General features: G+C 50.6%; 12 protein-coding genes and 2 pseudogenes. 11 read left to right on the top strand and 3 right to left on the bottom strand.

What is annotated here, in order from left to right:
* The first annotated feature begins 2 nt into the window (after positions 1-2).
* From TX85_RS18450 to TX85_RS18405, 10 genes and pseudogenes are all read left to right on the top strand, one after another.
* The gene (locus TX85_RS18450) at positions 3-1,667 is read left to right on the top strand and encodes a hypothetical protein (protein WP_044481179.1); all 1,665 of its coding nucleotides are present in this window, start codon (positions 3-5) and stop codon (positions 1,665-1,667) included.
* A gap of 17 nt (positions 1,668-1,684) precedes the next feature.
* The gene (locus TX85_RS18445; protein ID WP_233500795.1) at positions 1,685-2,065 is read left to right on the top strand and encodes a nitrous oxide-stimulated promoter family protein; all 381 of its coding nucleotides are present in this window, start codon (positions 1,685-1,687) and stop codon (positions 2,063-2,065) included.
* A 273-nt stretch (positions 2,066-2,338) separates the two neighbouring features.
* A complete protein-coding gene (locus TX85_RS18440) occupies positions 2,339-3,745 on the top strand; it encodes a cytochrome ubiquinol oxidase subunit I (protein WP_044481643.1) in 1,407 nt (468 codons plus the stop codon).
* Complete coding sequence (cydB, locus tag TX85_RS18435; protein WP_044481178.1) at positions 3,732-4,748, top strand: cytochrome d ubiquinol oxidase subunit II; 1,017 nt, start codon at positions 3,732-3,734, stop codon at positions 4,746-4,748. The genes TX85_RS18440 and cydB overlap by 14 nt, the downstream gene beginning before the upstream one ends.
* A pseudogene (cydD, locus tag TX85_RS18430) lies at positions 4,748-6,483 on the top strand (thiol reductant ABC exporter subunit CydD). The gene cydB and the pseudogene cydD overlap by 1 nt, the downstream one beginning before the upstream one ends.
* Positions 6,480-8,314: pseudogene (gene cydC / locus TX85_RS18425) on the top strand (thiol reductant ABC exporter subunit CydC). Before cydD ends, cydC begins: the two co-directional pseudogenes overlap by 4 nt.
* A 180-nt stretch (positions 8,315-8,494) precedes the next feature.
* Positions 8,495-9,355 (top strand): Abi family protein, encoded by an 861-nt coding sequence (locus TX85_RS18420; RefSeq protein ID WP_049895054.1) that lies wholly within the window; start codon positions 8,495-8,497, stop codon positions 9,353-9,355.
* A 425-nt stretch (positions 9,356-9,780) separates the two neighbouring features.
* Positions 9,781-10,683 carry a LysR family transcriptional regulator gene (locus tag TX85_RS18415; protein ID WP_044481176.1) on the top strand — a complete coding sequence of 301 codons (903 nt, stop codon included), beginning with the start codon at positions 9,781-9,783 and terminating at the stop codon, positions 10,681-10,683.
* A 191-nt stretch (positions 10,684-10,874) separates the two neighbouring features.
* Positions 10,875-11,333, top strand: coding sequence for a DUF1641 domain-containing protein (locus TX85_RS18410; RefSeq protein ID WP_044481175.1), 459 nt, complete (start codon positions 10,875-10,877; stop codon positions 11,331-11,333).
* A gap of 30 nt (positions 11,334-11,363) precedes the next feature.
* A complete protein-coding gene (locus TX85_RS18405; RefSeq protein ID WP_044481173.1) occupies positions 11,364-12,542 on the top strand; it encodes an NAD(P)/FAD-dependent oxidoreductase in 1,179 nt (392 codons plus the stop codon).
* A 287-nt stretch (positions 12,543-12,829) separates the two neighbouring features.
* On the opposite strand, the gene gdhA is transcribed toward TX85_RS18405, so the two are convergent.
* A complete protein-coding gene (gene gdhA, locus TX85_RS18400) occupies positions 12,830-14,209 on the bottom strand; it encodes an NADP-specific glutamate dehydrogenase (RefSeq protein ID WP_044481172.1) in 1,380 nt (459 codons plus the stop codon).
* A 383-nt stretch (positions 14,210-14,592) separates the two neighbouring features.
* Here gdhA and TX85_RS18395 point away from each other — a divergent pair, with 383 nt between their 5' ends.
* Positions 14,593-15,579, top strand: a complete 987-nt coding sequence (locus TX85_RS18395; RefSeq protein WP_044481641.1) for a Gfo/Idh/MocA family protein — start codon at positions 14,593-14,595, stop codon at positions 15,577-15,579.
* 59 nt (positions 15,580-15,638) lie between these two features.
* On the opposite strand, the gene TX85_RS18390 is transcribed toward TX85_RS18395, so the two are convergent.
* On the bottom strand, positions 15,639-17,051 hold the full coding sequence (locus TX85_RS18390) for a copper amine oxidase N-terminal domain-containing protein (protein WP_044481171.1): 1,413 nt from the start codon (positions 17,049-17,051) through the stop codon (positions 15,639-15,641).
* An 18-nt stretch (positions 17,052-17,069) separates the two neighbouring features.
* On the bottom strand, positions 17,070-18,479 hold the full coding sequence (locus TX85_RS18385) for an MBOAT family O-acyltransferase (protein WP_324607081.1): 1,410 nt from the start codon (positions 18,477-18,479) through the stop codon (positions 17,070-17,072).
* Positions 18,480-18,509 lie beyond the last annotated feature (30 nt).

The raw sequence follows: 18,509 nt of genomic DNA, 5'->3' as shown, positions 1-18,509 counted from the left end.
AAATGAAGGAAATAAAATTTTTGAAGATTCTGGATCGTTTTGGGGGCCTGCTGGAGAAGCTGGACATCGATTATCCCGTGATGCGGCGTATTTTGCAGACCAAGCTGTTGATGGACGGAAGAAGGGCGCCGACCATTGTCGGCAAATCCGGAAGAAACCAACGGGACCGACATGCCAAAGATGGCGACCCGGATAGAAATCAGTTCTTTGGCTCGTTGTGGCTCTATTTGATTTTTGGAGGATTTACCTGCTTATTTGTTCTGAACGGTGACAATTATATTTTTCAAATGAGCTTTGTGTTCGGGATTTTAATGTTTATGATTATGACCTCGCTCATCTCGGATTTTTCTTCGGTGCTGCTGGATGTCCGGGACCGAAGCATTCTACAGACCAAGCCGGTGAACCGTAGAACAATCGCGATGGCGAAGGCGCTGCATATTTTCTACTATTTGTTTTTTCTAACGGGCGCGCTGGCCGTCATTCCGCTTGGTGTTGGACTGTTCCGTCACGGGTGGGGCTTCTTTCTGATCTTTGCAGTGGAGCTTGTGCTGATGGATCTGTTGATCATTGCGTTGACAGCGATGCTGTATCTGCTTGTGCTCCGTTTGCTTGACGGAGAGCGCTTGAAGGATCTGATCAACTACGTGCAGATTGGACTTACGATCGGTATCGCCCTTGGGTATCAGCTATTAATCCGGGTATTTGATTTTATAGATCTGCAGGCGGTAATTCAATTTAAGTGGTGGTATTTCCTGATTCCGCCGATTTGGTTCGGAGCTCCTTACGAAATGCTGCTTCAAGGGGACTACCGCACCGAGATCGCAGTTGCTTCAGGCCTTGCTTTGCTGGTTCCTGTCATTGCGGGGGTTACCTATCTCTTGATGATGCCATCCATGGAGAAGAATTTGCAGAAGCTGGCCGGCCCGGGCGCCAGCCAAAGAGAAGGGGCGGGAAGATGGGTTAACAGACTCGCCCGGGTGCTATGTCCGGAAGGGCAAGAGCGGGCTTTCTTTCACTTTGCCTGGAGGATGATGGCCCGCGAACGGGAATTCAAGCTGAAGGTATACCCAAATCTCGGCTTTTCGCTGATCTTTCCCCCGATCCTATTGTTTACGATGGGGATGCAGGACGGATGGGCAAGCCTGCGGGGGACCCAGCTCCATCTCTTCATCTATGGCTGTGCCCTGTTAATGCCGAGTCTCGTCTGGATGCTGCGGTATTCAAGCAACTATAAAGCCTCATGGATTTATCGCACGGCACCGGTCAGCAGCTCCGTTCCGATTCAGCGGGGAACGCTGACCGCTGCGGTCGTACGGTTATTGTTGCCGGTCTATGCGTTTGAGGCCGTCGGCTTTATGGTGCTGTTCGGCGCAGAAATCATTCCGGATCTGCTTGCGGCGGGCCTTGGGCTTCTTGCCTACGCCGTGATCTGTTTTGCAGTTGTGGACAATAAGAGCACTTATCCGTTTTCGGAAAGGTTTGAAGCGGCGCAAACGGGTTTAAGCTTAAAGATGATAGGTCTGATGCTGATGCTTGCGGTATTTGGCCTGCTCCATTATATCGCCGCTCAGTTTAGCTTTGGTGTATTGATTTATATTGCGCTATTGCTTGCAGCCAACTGGTTCTTGTGGCTGCGGGGATTCGGCAACCCGAAGCTGACAGGATAAGCGGACGGAGGTCAAACATGAATATGACAGAACAGCGGGCGTCCAGCCGGTCCAGCGGACGGAACGAACGAATCGATGGTCCGAGAATCCGGCGGGAGAAGACGACCGTGAGGTACATGATATCCATGTATTGCAAAATCAAGCATTCGTCAGCGGGCATAGATAACGAGCTATGCCCAGAATGCCGGAAGCTGGCCGATTATGCCTTGAACCGCCTGGCGTACTGCCGGTTTGGGGAGGACAAGTCCTCCTGCCGAAATTGTGAAGTACATTGTTATGCTCCTGATTATCAGCAGCGCATTCGCGAGGTGATGCGCTTTGCCGGTATGCGGATGCTGTGGAGACATCCCTGGCGGACTCTTCGGCACATGGCGGATGAACGGCAAGGCAGGAAGTGAATGGATGGAATCGTTCAAAAAGTCGTCTCTGAGGAATGCTCTGTAAAGCCGGCTTTTTGAACATGTACTTATGGTCACAAATCTTTCAAAGATAGCGCACAGCGAGAAAACCGCGGCAGATCAAGGAATTCTCTCTGATGTTCATAGATGTGACATTTATCATGTGATTATTGTCACAAAATTATTACTTTTAAGCCGTTCATTTTCATTTTGCCGTGATAGAATTCACATTAGTTAAGAATTAATATCGAGAGAAGAAAGAGGGAGTAAATGATGGATCCGTTGATTCTGGCGCGGCTTCAATTTGCAGCGACAACGATTTTCCACTACTTTTTTGTCCCGCTGAGTATCGGTCTCGTTGTGTTGATCGCAATTATGGAGACGCTGTATGTGGTAAAGGGTAAAGAAGAATACAAGAAGATGACCAAATTCTGGGGCAAGCTGTTTTTGATCAACTTTGCCGTAGGGGTTGTCACAGGAATTATCCAGGAGTTCCAGTTCGGGATGAACTGGTCGGATTATTCGCGGTTTGTGGGTGATGTGTTCGGTGCGCCGCTCGCGATAGAGGCCTTGTTTGCTTTCTTTATGGAATCGACCTTTATCGGTCTGTGGATTTTTGGATGGGATCGCTTATCGAAAAAAGTACACTTGCTCTGCATCTGGCTGGTAGCTCTCGGAACGACCATGTCGGCGTTCTGGATTTTGGCTGCTAACTCGTTCATGCAGCGCCCGGTGGGCTTTACGGTTAATAACGGGCGGGCGGAAATGAATGACTTCTTCGCCTTGATCACAAATGGACAGCTTTTGGTGGAATTTCCCCATACGATATTCGCCGCATTTGCGACCGGGGCCTTTATGATCACGGGGATCAGCGCCTACAAGATGCTTCGCAAGCAAGACGTGGAGTTCTTTAAAAAATCGTTCATTATTGCGGTAATTATGGGCCTCGTGTCCTCTTTAGGTACGGCACTGGCCGGCCATAGTCAGGCGCAGTATCTGGTTGAGACACAGCCGATGAAGATGGCTGCCTCCGAAGGCTTGTGGGGTGAGAGCGGCGACCCTGCTCCTTGGACGGTTTATGCCCATATTGATACGGAGGATCAGAGTAATAGCTTTGAAATCAAGATCCCTTATCTGCTGAGCTTCTTGTCCTATAGTAAATTCAATGGCGAAATCAAAGGGATGCTTGAGCTTCAGAAGGAATATGAGCAGACCTACGGTCCCGGTGATTATATTCCTCCGGTCAAAACGACGTTCTGGAGCTTCCGGATCATGGTTGCCGCGGGAAGTCTGATGATCCTGCTTACCCTTTACGGCTGCTATCTGGCATGGCGGAAGAAGCTGGATCGTCCGAACACCTGGTTCTACCGTGCGATGCTGTGGAGCATTTCGCTTCCGTTTATCGCCAATACGGCGGGATGGATTATGACCGAAATCGGGCGTCAACCATGGACGGTATTCGGCTTGATGCAGACGAAGGACAGTATTTCGCCTAGCGTTACCTCCGGACAGATATTGTTCTCGCTGATTTCATTTTCTACCATTTACACGGCTCTGGGCATCGTCATGGTGTTCCTGTTCCTGAAGGTCATCAAAAAGGGGCCGAATGCCGTTGACGTAGATCATGATGACCATGGCAGCGATCCATATGCGAAGGAGGGATACCATGCTATCTCTTAATGAGCTCTGGTTTGTACTGGTAGCCGTATTGTTTATCGGATTTTTCTTTCTGGAAGGGTTCGATTTCGGGATTGGAATGAGTACGAAGTTTCTGGCTAAAAATGATACGGAAAAGCGTGTCCTGATCAATTCCATCGGACCTTTCTGGGATGCGAATGAGGTGTGGCTGCTGACGGCGGGCGGCGCGATGTTCGCGGCGTTCCCGAACTGGTACGCCACGATGTTCAGCGGCTACTATACTCCGTTGGTCGTATTGCTGCTTGCGCTGATTGGACGCGGGGTCGCCTTTGAGTTCCGAGGCAAGGTAGGGCATGAAAAGTGGAAGAAGATATGGGATATTGCTATTTTTATCGGCAGTATTGTTCCTCCGTTCCTGCTTGGGGTCGTCTTCTCCGGTCTGCTCAAGGGACTTCCGATTGACGGCGAGATGGAAATGAAGGCCGGCCTGTTCGATATGGTTAATTTGTACACCCTGGTTGGCGGGATTACCGTGGTTGTGCTCTGCCTCGTACACGGCTTGCTGTTCGCTGCATTGCGTACTACAGGTAGTCTGCGGGAACGGGCGCGGAAGCTTGCGCATAAGCTCCTGATTCCACTTGCGGCATTGTTTGTCCTGTTCGCGGTGATGACTTACTTCCAGACAGATATTTTCAAAGTACGCGGTTTGATTCTTGGCATCATGGCGGTAATAGGGGTTATATGCTTCCTGCTTGCAGGCAGATTCATACAGGTGAAGCGCGATGGCTGGGCGTTCGGCATGACCGGCGGATTGATCGCTCTGGCGATCTCCGGTGTCTTCGTGGGGCTGTTCCCGCGGGTGATGGTGAGCTCCATTAGTGAAGCCTTCTCGCTGACGATTCATAATGCGGCATCCGGGAGCTATTCCCTGAAGGTGATGAGCATTGTGGCACTGACCTTGCTGCCGTTCGTATTGGGCTACCAGATTTGGAGTTACTTTGTCTTCCATAAACGGGTTCACGAAAAGGAGCATTTAGAGTACTAATGGGTCGTGGATTAATGAAATACAAGGGGATCATTCCGGTGATGGGAATTCTGGCCGGACTGACCTTGATTCAGACGATAGCCATACTTATGCAGGCAAAATGGCTGGCGGAGGTGATCTCCGCCCTGTTTGCCGGCGGCAAGCTGCATGAACAGGCCGGCGGAGTCGGTCTGTTCCTGCTTGCTTTTGGGCTGCGCCAATGCAGCGGTCTGCTCATGCAAAGAACAGCGGCGCGGTTCGCAGAGCGCACGGGCCTGTCTCTTCGGAAGCAGATGCTGTCCCGGCTGTTCGAATTAGGCCCGCGATATGCGGGTAAAGAAGGGACGGGCAATCTGGTTACGCTTGTTCTGGAGGGCGTCACGAAGTTCCGTACTTATCTGGAGCTGTTTCTGCCCCGGATGCTGGCGACCGGCATCACGCCGGCCCTGGTGTGGATCTATGTGTTCATGCTGAACAAGAATTCCGCGGTCATTCTCTTGCTGACGTTTCCGATCATCATTGTCTTTATGATTTTGATTGGAATGACCGCGCAGCGCCATACGCTGCGACAATTAAAAACCTACAAGCAGCTCTCTAATCATTTTGTAGATTCCCTGCGCGGTCTGGAGACCTTGAAGTTTCTCGGCCGGAGCAAGCAGCATATTTTGTCCATCGAGAAGGTCAGTGATTCTTACCGGTCCGCAACAATGAAGACATTGAGAGTAGCGTTCCTGTCTTCCTTCGCACTGGACTTCTTCACCATGCTGTCGGTGGCCTCGGTGGCCGTCAGCCTTGGACTGCCACTGATCAAGGGAGACATTGAATTGCTTCCGGCCTTGACCGTACTGATCCTTGCTCCGGAGTTTTTCCTGCCGGTCCGCATGGTGGGGGCGGATTATCATGCCACACTGGATGGGAAGGAAGCCGGAGAATCCATGGAGAAGATCATCTCCGCAGCAGAGGAAGAGGCTGCAAAGGCAGCACCCATTCCGGCGAATGTCTCTTGACATGGACAGAACAGAGCGCCTTGCAGCTGCGGGGTGTGGGTGTTCAGCATGAACAGGAAGGCAGGGCTTCACTGGATGCGGTAGACTTGACGCTGAAAGGATTAACCAAGGTCGGCATTATTGGCGAGAGCGGGGCGGGCAAATCCACGCTGGCCGATGTGCTTGGCGGATTCCTGCGTCCGACATCCGGCAGTATCGAGTTGAATGGAAGCTCGCTAGGCGATCTTTCCGCTGGGCCTTGGCGGGAGCAAATCACCTATATCCCGCAGAAGCCATATATATTCAGCGGGTCGCTTGCAGATAATATCCGCTTTAATAAGCCGTCTGCTTCCCTGGATGACGTACGCCGCGCCGCAGAGGCAGCTGGGTTGGGAGGGCTTGTCTACGGACTGACGAACGGGCTGGATGAAATGATCGGCGGCGGCGGACGCCCGCTCAGCGGCGGGCAGGAGCAGCGGGTCGCGTTGGCCCGGGCGTTGCTAAGCGACCGGCCGATCATTGTACTCGACGAACCTACCGCCCATCTTGATATCGAGACAGAATATGAGCTGAAGGAGACGATGCTGCCGCTGTTTGAAGGCAAGCTGGTTATCATGGCTACCCACCGGCTTCATTGGATGCAGAACATGGATGTGATCGTGGTCATGGATCAAGGGCGGATCGTTGAAATGGGGACGCATGAAGAATTGATTGCGGCCCGTGGAGCATATTATGCATTGGCCAGCTGGCAGAAGGAGGACAGCCGATGAGACGGGATCCGTGGATTGCACCTTATTTTAAAATTTATACCGGACGCTTCGCGCTGTATCTCATTCTTGGCGTGCTTACCCTGCTGGCAGCATCCATGCTGATGTTTACCTCCGGGTTCCTGATCTCCAAGTCGGCAACCATGCCTTATAATATTTTGCTCGTCTATGTTCCGATTGTAGGAGTCCGCACCTTCGGGATTGGCCGTTCGGTTATTCACTATGTGGAACGGCTGGTCGGACACGATACCGTTCTCCGCATTTTATCCAAGATGAGGGTCCGTCTGTACAGGATGCTGGAGCCGCAGGCATTGCTCATCCGCTCCCGATACCGGACCGGAGATATTCTGGGCGCGTTGGCAGATGATATTGAGCAATTGCAGAACGTCTATATCCGCACGGTATTCCCAAGCTTAGTCGCCATTGTGCTTTATGCGGCCGCGATTATCTTGCTCGGATTGTTTGATCTTCCGTTTGCGCTGCTGATGGCCGCCTATATCTTTATTCTTGTGGCGGTCCTGCCCTATATTTCACTTAAGCTCACCCGGAGTCTGGATAAGGCGGTGAAGGAGGAGCGCAACGGTCTGTACAGCAAGCTTACCGATGCTGTGATGGGGATTGGCGATTGGGTGATTAGCGGCCGTCCTGCCGACTTTCTGAGCGAATACGAGCAGGATGAAGCAGCGGTTACCCGCAAGGAGCGGAAGCTTAAGGCATGGGGCCGCGCCCGTGCCCTGATCGGTCAAATGGTCGTTGCGCTTGCGGTCGTCTCCATGATTTATTGGACGGGCGGAGAAGTCGCCGCTGGTGAATTGGATCGAGTGATGCTCGCGGCCTTTGTGCTCGTCGTCTTTCCGTTGTCCGATGCTTTCCTGCCCGTATCGGAGGCTGTGCAGCGGCTGCCGGAATATCAGGTATCGCTGGCGCGATTGGAACGGATCTCCGGCACAAGCCCGAATGGAGCAGCCGCAGAAGAAGCTGCTTCCTCCATTTCTGCCGGGATTAGCGAGGAGGAGATTCGGAGCGCTTCGCAGAGCGCCCATCTGAGATTGGCGGAGGTGCGCTTCGCCTACGATGCGGGTATGGGCCTGGAAGGAGACGGTGCCTATTCCGTCGACGGCGTATCCCTGGACATCCCGCAAGGCAAACGGGTGATGATCATCGGGCGCAGCGGAGCCGGCAAGTCGACGCTGCTGAAGCTGATCCAGGGTGCCTTAACCCCTCCGGGGGCAAGGTCACCATCAATGGCATTCCGGCTGCGGCTTATGGCGACGCCGGAATGCCCCGGGTCATCTCCGTGCTGAACCAGTCCCCGCATTTGTTCGACACGACGGTGGCGAACAATATTCGGCTGGGACGGAACGATGCGGAGATGACGGAGATTGCGCGCGCAGCGGAGCAGGCACAGCTTGCGGAGCTGATCGCGGGTCTCCCGCAGGGGCTGGATACGCCGATGCGGGAGACCGGGCAGCGCTTCTCCGGCGGAGAGCGGCAGCGCGTCGCCCTGGCGCGCGTACTGCTGCAGAATGCGCCGGTGCTGGTGCTGGACGAGCCGACCGTCGGGCTCGACCCGAGAACCGAGCGTGAGCTGCTGTCGACGATCTTCGATGCGACCGCAGGCAAGACGCTCGTCTGGGTCACGCACCATCTGGCCTTTGCCGAGCAGATGGATGAGGTTATCTTCATGGAGCATGGGAGAATTCTAATGCGGGGAACACATGCCGAACTGATGGCGCGTGAGTCGAGATACCGCAATTTGTATCATCTAGACCGTCCATTGGAGAAGTATTCTTCCTGGAGTGAGACTGGCTCAGCAGACAGAGCAGGTGAGTAGATTGAAGAATTCTGTAGGAAACACTTGTGGCAAAAAAAGCTGCCGTGGGAAAACACTCCTCACGTGGTCTCTCTTTACTTATACGGTAGAAAGTGTATAATATATATAACAGATCTCGCCCGCGCCTCTGCTTGCATGCGTAAATAGGGCGAGCCTTTTTTATTTATAGGGGGATTTGAAGTGCCAGTGTTGCCTCTAAAGCCTGCTTTAACTTTTGAAGAACAAGTAGAATTGCTCCATCAGCGCGGCGTTATTATTGAAGATCGTGACCAAGCGATCAGATGTTTAAAACGAATAAACTATTATAGGTTTACTGCCTATACTTTATCCTTTAAAACAAACGATAAATTCTATACCGGTATTACATTTAATACGATTTTAAGACACTATAAATTTGACTCCAAGCTAAGAAACTTACTTATGGAGATCATTGAGTATGTTGAAATATCATTCAGAACTCATATTGCATATCTCCTTGGTCACAAGTATGGGGCTCTAGGTTATCGAGATCCGACTATTTTTAGGAATGAAAAACACCATGCGGAGTTTATGCGAGACTTGGATAAAGGAATCGCTGTTTCAAGGGATCTTTTTGTTTCCCATCACCTTAACAAGTATGGGAGCTTCCCCATATGGGTGGCCGTTGAGGTTTTACAGTTTTCCAGCCTGTCCAAGCTATTTCAAAACTTAAAGCTGGAAGATCAGCGTTCAATTGCGCGAAAATACTACGGTGTACATCACAGTGAAATTTCCAGTTGGCTTTATTCTCTTACTGTTGTAAGGAATCGATGTGCTCATTATAATCGCCTCTTTAACCACCCACTCCCCATAAAGCCGAAATTTAAAACTGACGACCAAGCACTAGAAATAAGGGCTAACCAGTTATTTGCTATGTTATACAACCTAAAATATTTAGTCACGGATAAAAGTTATTGGCAAAACTGGGTTACAAAACTTGAGGCCTTGCTTGGAGAATACAATGAAGTAGATAACCATCTGTTAGGTTTTAAAGAAGATTGGTATTCTTTGCTTATCAAGTAAATAGTGAAACAGAATCTGAAGAGCGAAGTACTTTACTGAACTCCGGCCTTCGGCTTTACATCGCCACCCTCGAGATGATCCTAGTCAAGGAACAACAGCATGAAGCCCGTCTGGGACTGCATTCGGATATGGGTGTTCCTTGGTATATTTAACGAGGTCCATAACGAAAGTCATTCGGACCCAACTCATCGGATTTATTATCCAACGTACTACTTCCCCTATCGTAAACCTTTTAATAATACGTGCCGTATCTCAATTTATGTTTCATTATAATGCAATATGTTTTAAAGATGGAGGAGAAAACTGCTTGCACCTCCACGAAGAGCCTTCCGTTCTTCCCCTTTACCCGCTATAATGGGGTTTAATATCTGGAACTTGACGCGGGTTGTCAGGGTTTGAATGAAGAAGGACTCGGAGGTGGGACCGTGGAACTGAGGCAAATCCAGTATTTTATTGAGGTTGCGAAGCTGGAGCATGTGACGGAGGCGTCTTATGCACTGCATGTGTCGCAGTCAGCGGTGAGCCGGCAAATTTTCAAGCTGGAAGCGGAGCTTGGAGTGGATCTGTTTGTGCACGAAGGACGCAAGGTCAAGCTGACGCCGATCGGTCGATTGTTTCTGAAGCATATGGAGCAGTTGATGAGTGTGATTGAGCATTCAAAGCAGGAGATCAGCGAATATCTTGATCCTGAGCGCGGGATAGTTCGAATCGGCTTCCCGAGCAGTCTTGCCTCCCAGCTTATTCCTCGCGTGGTTACGCTGTTTCGGGAGCGGTATCCGGCGGTTCACTTCCATCTTCAGCATGGCTCCTACAAGGAATTGGTAGAATGGGTTATTGGCGGTGAACTGAATTTGGCTGTGATGGGGCCTGTGCCGACCAATGAACAGCAGGTCCGCAGCACCATCCTGTTCGAGGAGAATTTCGTGGCGCTTCTGCCGGCGAGCCACAAGTTGGCCCAAAGCAAGTCTGTGCTTCTGAATGACTTGAAAGAGGATCTGTTTGTACTTTTTCCGGAAGGGTTTATTCTTAGAGACCTTGTCGTCGAGGCTTGTGCAAAGGAGGGGTTCAAGCCGAGAGTAACCTTTGAGGGGGATGATCTTGATGCCATCAAGGGTCTTGTCTCCGCAGGGTTAGGCCTCACGTTGCTGCCGGAGATCGCCTTAGGTGAGCATATTCCCTCCTCCATTGTCGCGGTTCCGATTGCAGGACTTCAGGTGAAGAGGGATGTCGGGGTCATTGTTCCGGTCAACCGGGAGCTTCCGCCAACCGAGCGGTTGTTCTTTGACTTCTTGCAGCAGATAGGTGCAGAATGGACGCCAGCAGACTGAACGATGTTTAAGCTAAATTCGACAACAAACAACATGCGGGCGGAAATATTGAATATGATGAATATCACGGAAATAGTCACCAAACCAAACGTTTGGTGACTATTTTTATATTAATTGTGCTACAATGTTAACTGGGTTGTTCATGTTTAGGAATGTACAAATTTTCACTAACTTACAAAAGGAGAATGAACATGTCAGAAATGATTACCGATGTGAACTCGGCTCAAGAGACGTTGGACACTGTAAGCGCTGCAGATTCTGCAGCCCAGGCTACACCGCAGGCGCTCCTGGAGCAATTGCTCCAACCAGAAATCCAGAACTCGCTTACGACGCTGATCGAGCAATTGCCGAAATTGACGGAGATGATGAGCACCTTGGCCCAGTCTTACGACTTCGTCAAGACGCTTGCTAATGACGCAACCTTTAAAAGCGATATGGTCGGAGCGATAGCAGAGATCGGCGGACCGGTGAAGGAATCCGCGAAGACTATTGCCGCTAATGTTATCGAGGCAAAGGATCGTGCAGAGGCCAGTCAGGAGACGATCGGCGTGTTCGGGTTGCTCAAGCTGCTGAAGGATCCGGAAGCACAGCGACTGTTCCGTTTTGTTCAGGCTTATCTTCAAGTATCCGGCGAGAAGCGCGGACAATAATACATCGATTGCGAGAAAGGAGTCTTCCAGATGTCTAAGCATATTTTAATTCTTGGTGCCGGTTACGGCGGTGTATTGAGCGCGCTTAGCGTTCGCAAATATTTGAGCAAGCAGGAAGCCAGAGTCACGGTGGTGAACCAATTTCCCACTCATCAGATTATTACCGAGCTGCATCGGCTTGCAGCAGGCAGTGTGAAAGAGCGTGCAGTTGCTCTGCCGCTGGAGAAGCTGTTTAAGGGGAAGGATATCGACCTGAGAGTAGCCAAGGTGGAGAGATTCTCCGTAGAGAACAAGGAAGTTAAGCTGAATGACGGTACACTTTTGTCGTACGATGCACTGGTCGTTGGCTTGGGCAGTGTGACAGCCTATTTCGGAATTCCGGGACTGGAACAATACAGCATGGTGCTGAAATCTGCGGCGGATGCGGAGCGTATTCACCGGCATGTAGAAGCCAAGCTTGCTGAATATGCCAAGTCTAAAAATCCTGCCGATGGCACGATTCTGATCGGCGGCGGCGGTCTGACAGGTGTTGAGCTGGTCGGTGAAATTGCCGATAAGCTGCCGGAAATGACGCAAAAGTACGGAATCAATCCTTCAGAAATCCGTCTGTTGCTGGTTGAAGCTGGCCCTAAGATTCTGCCGGTGCTTCCTGACAACCTGATCGAGCGGGCTACCTCCAGCCTGGAAAGCCGCGGGGTTACCTTCCTGACTGGTTTGCCAGTCACCAATGTGGAGGGGAACACGATCGAGTTAAAGGATGGGCAGAAAATCGTGGCCAATACCTTCGTCTGGACAGGCGGCGTTCAGGGCAATCCGCTCATCAGTGAATGCGGTCTGGAAGTGAACCGCGGCCGGGCAACGGTCAATGAGTATTTGCAGTCCACCTCGCACAGCGACGTATTTGTCGCCGGAGACAGCGCAGTTGTCTTCGCCCCGGACGGACGGCCATACCCTCCAACAGCTCAGATTGCTTGGCAAATGGGCGAGTTAATCGGCTATAACCTGTCAGCGCTTCTGAAAGGCGGACATATGGAAACGTTCCATCCGGTTAATTCAGGCACCTTGGCCAGCCTGGGCCGCAAGGATGCAGTAGCTACGGTCGGAGCGAGCAATAGCCAGCTGAGCGGCATGCCTGCCAGCCTCATGAAGGAAGCGAGCAACATCCGCTATCTGAGCCATATTAAAGCCTTGGATTCACTTGCGTACTAATTGAATAATGTAAGTAAACTACTGAATTTTACGTTCTGGGGCAACGTGTGAAGTGTTCTTACGATCGCTGTTGTTCGCGGATTTCTCTAATTGAACTAAGATATTATAAGGTAGAAATCCACTCACAAAGGCGAACGCTTACGCTTCTACAGCACACTTCACACTTTTGCCCTTTCTACGTAGCATTTATAGTTCAACTTATATGGCAATAAAAAGCAGCCCCTTCCGAAACCCGCTTCTTGATGCGGGTCTCCCGGCAGGGGCTGCCTTACTTTAGACATTTAACTCTAAATTACGCCTTGAGCGACCATAATATCGGCAACCTTCAGGAAACCAGCGATATTGGAGCCGACAACGAGATTGCCCGGGTGGCCGTATTGCTCGGCAGCCTGAACACTGTTGTTATAAATGTTCTTCATAATTTGCTTCAGCTTCTCGTCCACTTCTTCAAAGCTCCAGGCGAGACGTGCGCTGTTCTGGGACATTTCAAGCGCGGATACAGCTACGCCGCCTGCATTGGCAGCCTTGGCAGGTCCGAAGTAAACGTCGTTTTCAAGATAAATCTCAATAGCCTCAAGCGTCGAAGGCATGTTTGCGCCCTCAGCAACATATTTCACGCCGCCTTCAACCAGCTTGCGTGCGGATTCAGCGTTGATTTCATTTTGCGTAGCGCAAGGAAGTGCGATATCGCATGGGATACTCCAGATTTGATCGCACCCTTCAAAGTACTCCGCAGTAGGATGGATATTTACATATTCCTTGATCCGTTTGCGTTCCACTTCTTTCAAGCGCTTCACGGTATCCAGTTGAATGCCGTTCTTGTCATAGATATATCCGTTGGAGTCACTGCAGGCAATGACGATCGCGCCAAGCTGTTGAGCCTTCTCGATGGCATAGATGGAGACATTCCCCGAGCCCGATACAACGACCCGTTTGCCTTCGAAGCTGTCCCCCTTGGAAGCGAGCATTTCATTGGCAAAATACACAAGACCGTAACCGGTAGCTTCGGTCCGGGCAAGGCTTCCGCCGTACAGCAGGCCTTTGCCGGTCAATACGCCGGCTTCGTTGCCGCCGCGGATCCGCTTGTATTGTCCGAACATATAGCCGATTTCACGGGCGCCAACGCCGATATCGCCGGCCGGTACGTCGATGTCCGGACCGATATATTTGGACAGCTCTGTCATGAAGCTTTGGGTGAATCTCATGACCTCCAGATCGGACTTGCCCTTAGGATCGAAGTCGGAACCTCCCTTGCCGCCGCCGATAGGCAGACCGGTCAAGGAGTTTTTGAAAATTTGCTCAAACCCGAGAAATTTAATGATGCTGGCGTTAACGGACGGATGGAAGCGAAGTCCTCCCTTGTAAGGTCCGATAGCACTGCTGAACTGGACCCGGAAGCCGCGGTTGACTTGAACCTTTCCTTGGTCGTCGACCCATGGCACGCGGAATGTAATCAGTCTTTCCGGCTCAACGATGCGTTCCAGAATGGCATGCTCCTTGTACTTCGGATTCTGAGCAAACACAGGAACAAGAGAGTCGAGGATCTCTTTTATCGCTTGATGAAATTCGCTTTCACCGGGATTCCGTTTCTTCACTGCCTCATAAACCTCATTCACATATGCTTGTGCTGCTTCAAGCTCTTGGGTTGTACTCGCTGTAATCGACATGAACGTTCTCCACCTTTCACTTAGCCGTAAATCACACCGGTTCTCAGGCTCCGGTTGTATATGATTTCACGAAATTTATTACCTCCATTGTAATGTCTATGTAAAGTATAAACAAAGCCTTATTGAGATCAAGTTAATGATCTTTTGAGATCAACTTTACAAGGGATGTAAGGTTATTCCAAATAAAAAACTGGATAATGTGAAGGTAAGTCTCCAATATCATCTGGTTGCTGCTCGGTGAGAAGCAATGAGCGTATTACAAGGTTGTATATAATTTAACTGTAACTTTATAAACTACAGTTAATTCCTGACTTGAGATTCCTGGGAAGAGAGGATAGGCTAGAGGTATTAGTATGCTAATTATGACCAAAGGAGATGAATTTATGGAGCTGCAGATTGGAATTGTCGGTACAGGATGGTTTAGCAAGGTTCATGGGGATATATTAGCTGCATTGGATGGGGTGAAGGTTGCTGCTGTATGCGGGACAAGCCTGCCCAAAGCGGAATCCCTTGCTTCCAGATACGAGGGCTCGAAAGGGTATGATAATCTGGCGGATATGCTGGATGGCACCAAGCTGGATGCGGTATATCTGTGTATCCCTCCTCATGCGCACGGGACAATCGAAGCCGAGTTGATTGATCGCGGCATTCCCTTCCTCGTAGAGAAGCCGCTCGGGGCAGAACTGGAAACCCCGCTCGATATTTATTCCAGACTTCAGGCAAGCTCCAAGCCGTTGATTCACTCTGTGGGGTATCATTTCCGTTATAAGGCACAGACGATAAAGCTGAAGGAGCTGCTTGAAGGAAAAACGGTCGGCATGGCTCTTGGATGCTGGATGGGAGATATGCCGCAAGTGGCCTGGTGGAGAGAGCAAAGCGGCTCGGGCGGCCAGTTCATTGAACAAACAACACATATTGTGGACTTGCTCAGATATACTGCCGGAGAAGTTGAAGAGGTTTACGCCTCTTATGCGAACCGGGTAGTGCATGAGCAGTATGAAGGAGTCAGTGTAGCGGATGTAGGTACGGTTACGTTGAAGCTGAAGAGCGGAGCTGTGGCGAATATCTCCAATACCTGTGTTCTGCCTGCGGGTGTTGGAGAGGTGGGGCTCAGCCTCTATACGGATCAGGGAATCCTGTCCTGGAGCCCGGACCTTCTGGGGGTGTCCCTATCCGGTGAGAAGAGCACCTTCCGAATTGAGGACAATCCTTACAGAGCGGAAAACGAGGCCTTCATTCATGCGCTGCGTACAGGCGATACCTCAGGGATTCACTCCGACTATGGCGATGCACTGAAGACACAGCGTGTCACCTGGGCGGCCTTGGAGTCAGCCAGAACCGGAAAGCCGGTGCAAATCAACAATATATAATAAAAATAGAAGGTGTCCTGAAGCCATCATAGATGACCAGGACACCTTCTTCCGTATATTTACCACTGGATATCATAATTGACAAAATAGGTGTCTTCGCTTTCGGTAACTGCAATATGCCCGCCCAGCAGCTTCACGATCTGCATTAACGGACCGGCAAGACGGCCTTGTACGATAACAGCAGGAGCATCGAGGTTGACTGCTTCGCCGTTCAGGGTAGCGATTGGACTGTCAGCGGTCAGAATGAGTGTGTTGCTGCCCCGCTGAAGCGTTGCCTGCTTGGTGTCGTTGTCATAAGCGAATGTCGTATCTGTGCCTTCTGCGAAGTCCTTGACGGCAACCCGAACCTGATCCTTCGAGGTTGTAGGAATCTGAACGAAGGAAGCCTCCTGGCCTTCTACCGTAAGTGTGAGTGAGAAAATCGGACCATTCTCGTTGATCACAAGCGTCTTTGCCTGGTGCTCCAGCTTGCTGCCCAGCTCATCCACATTTTCAGCCGTAAGCTGGTGGCTTCCAGCTGCGATTTGCTCGATGATCCATTGGTTGATGGCACCGGTATGGTGGGACAGATCCTTGAAGTTCTCCAAATTATAAGTCACACTCTCATCACTCTGAAAATCAAAGAGCGTCACATTTTCCATAGACCCCAATTTCTCCAGCATATACTTCTTTATTTCCAATTGATTATAGAAGCGCTGCGGGTTGAGCCTGTACCAGACCTGCTGGCGAATTACCGAATAAGGCGGATAATAAATCTTGAATTCAACCTCGGGGTGCGCCTTGATCAGACTGAGAACATTTTCGTCAAAGCGCTGCTTAGCCAGTTCGTAATCCGGCTCGCTCTCGCCGGAGGTCTGCTCATAGTTCCAGGCTTCTATCCACTTGGGCAGCACCTTCTTCGATCCGTAGGTGGCGTAGGAATCCCAGTTATTGAGCCGGTCAAGGTTCCGGTACTGGGGGTGCTTGTCCTTCGGCAGCAGAAGGGCGCCGAAAGCATGCTTGATATTGGATACATTGAAAATATATTTATAGTCGTTAAATACATTGTCATCATACAGATAGAACGGGAAGCTCTCGGCGTCCCGGACATTATTATCACGCACAGTGAAATAGTCAAATCCCCATAGCACCGTCTTGACTTGGCCGGTGCCAAAGGCAAGATCTGCAATCATCCGCTGCTCAATGGAGGTAGAGCCCTCGATGGACAATTTCAGCACTTTTCCGCCAAGCGCTTCCTCTACCTTGGAGGGAATGAAGTTCTCCGTCATGGAGCTGCCCAGAATGATGGTGTCGTATTCGTAGTTCTTGGCCAGTCCGGGATTCTGATAACGCTGCTCTCTTGAATATAGCGGCTCATAGGCTGCCTTGTGATAGAACTGAAGCGGATCGACAGTGATCATGAAGCCGCCCACTACACCGGCAAAGACCAGAACGAAGGCCAGGAACGAGAGGATAAACCGAATGTTCTTCAAGAAGATAATCTCCTTTTCCTAGAAGGTAAAGTATAAAAACTCGCTGACTTGGTTGAAGTAAAGCACCGAAAATACAAATAGGAATGCGATATATACAGCGTGCTTCCAGGTCGGCTTGAACCTGCGGGCCATCTGCATGGAGTTGCGTGCGAACACTGCTATAAGCAAGGCTGCTGCAATCAGCAGAACGTTACCTGCCAGGTCTAGCGATAGGGTCAGACCGAGATCCCGGAAATTCACCATGCCCTTGAGCACCTTGATAGCATCGTCAAAGGTGAGAGCACGGAAGAACACCCAAGTAAAGTTGATGAACATGAAGGTGATGAACCAGGCGCACCAGCGCGGAATCTTTACGCCGGTCTTCTGCCATAGACGCTGAATGACCTGAGCCGCCCCGTGAAGAAGCCCCCACAGGATGAATGTCCATCCGGCCCCGTGCCAAATGCCGCCGATGACAAAGGTGGCAACCAGATTAAAGTAGGTCCGGAAGACCCCCTTTCGGTTTCCGCCCATCGGAATGTAAATATAATCTTTCAGAAACCGGCTGAGCGTCATATGCCAGCGGGCCCAGAAATCCTTGATGCTCACAGCCTTGTAAGGCGAATTAAAGTTAATCGGCAGCTTGATATTAAAGAGCAGGGCAATCCCGATCGCCATATCCGAATAGCCGCTAAAGTCGAAGTAGAGCTGGAGCGTATAAGACAGCGAAGTGATCCAGCCGCCAATGAAGGTCAGGTAATTGCCAGTATCGAAGCCTTGTGTCGCAATCGGTGCAAGTGTATCGGCAATGACAACCTTTTTGAACAGACCGATACAGAAGATGAACAAGCCCCGTGCCACATTGCCCGGAAGAATTCTTTTTCCGCGTTTGCGGTCGAATTGCGGCATCATCTCCCGGTGATGAAGAATCGGGCCGGCAATCAAATGCGGATAAAAGGTAACGAACAGAACATAGTTAACGACGTCATATTCCTTTGCCTTCCCTCGATAAGCATCGACCAGATAAGCAATCTGGGTAAAGGTAAAGAAGCTGATCCCGAGCGGAAGCGCCAGATGCAGCAGACTAATATGGGCGTCCGTTAATGCATTGACGTTCGTGATCAGGAAGTCTGCATATTTGTAATAACCCAGCAGTAGCAGATCGCCGACAATCGCAAGCGTTAGGAGCAGCTTGCGTGATCCCTGCTTCTTGGCGTGGCTGATGCTTCTTCCCATAATATAGTTGAACGCAATCGAAGCGAGCATGAGCGGCAGCGATTTAATGCTCCACCAGGAGTAGAAGAACAGAGAGGCCAGTGCAAGCCATAGCTTGCCGAATAAGGGCGGACAAAAGCGATTGAGCAGAAAATAGACAATAAAGGTAACGGGCCAGAAGGCAAATATGAATTCATACGAGTTAAACAGCACGTCCTGTGTACCCCTTTGCAAAATAGAAGTTTTTAACCAAATACTAAAATC

This window comes from Paenibacillus antibioticophila, assembly GCF_000455265.1.
In the GTDB taxonomy this organism is placed as follows: domain Bacteria; phylum Bacillota; class Bacilli; order Paenibacillales; family Paenibacillaceae; genus Fontibacillus; species Fontibacillus antibioticophila.
This window is presented reverse-complemented; position numbering and strand designations above follow the sequence as displayed.

What these genes read in the sequence shown, in the direction of transcription:
- TX85_RS18450 (WP_044481179.1), top strand. Translation starts at nt 3, where the DNA reads ATGAAGGAAATAAAATTTTTGAAGATTCTGGATCGTTTTGGGGGCCTG.
- TX85_RS18445 (WP_233500795.1), top strand. Translation starts at nt 1,685, where the DNA reads ATGAATATGACAGAACAGCGGGCGTCCAGCCGGTCCAGCGGACGGAAC.
- TX85_RS18440 (WP_044481643.1), top strand. Translation starts at nt 2,339, where the DNA reads ATGGATCCGTTGATTCTGGCGCGGCTTCAATTTGCAGCGACAACGATT.
- cydB (WP_044481178.1), top strand. Translation starts at nt 3,732, where the DNA reads ATGCTATCTCTTAATGAGCTCTGGTTTGTACTGGTAGCCGTATTGTTT.
- TX85_RS18410 (WP_044481175.1), top strand. Translation starts at nt 10,875, where the DNA reads ATGTCAGAAATGATTACCGATGTGAACTCGGCTCAAGAGACGTTGGAC.
- TX85_RS18405 (WP_044481173.1), top strand. Translation starts at nt 11,364, where the DNA reads ATGTCTAAGCATATTTTAATTCTTGGTGCCGGTTACGGCGGTGTATTG.
- gdhA (WP_044481172.1), bottom strand. Translation starts at nt 14,209, where the DNA reads ATGTCGATTACAGCGAGTACAACCCAAGAGCTTGAAGCAGCACAAGCA.
- TX85_RS18395 (WP_044481641.1), top strand. Translation starts at nt 14,593, where the DNA reads ATGGAGCTGCAGATTGGAATTGTCGGTACAGGATGGTTTAGCAAGGTT.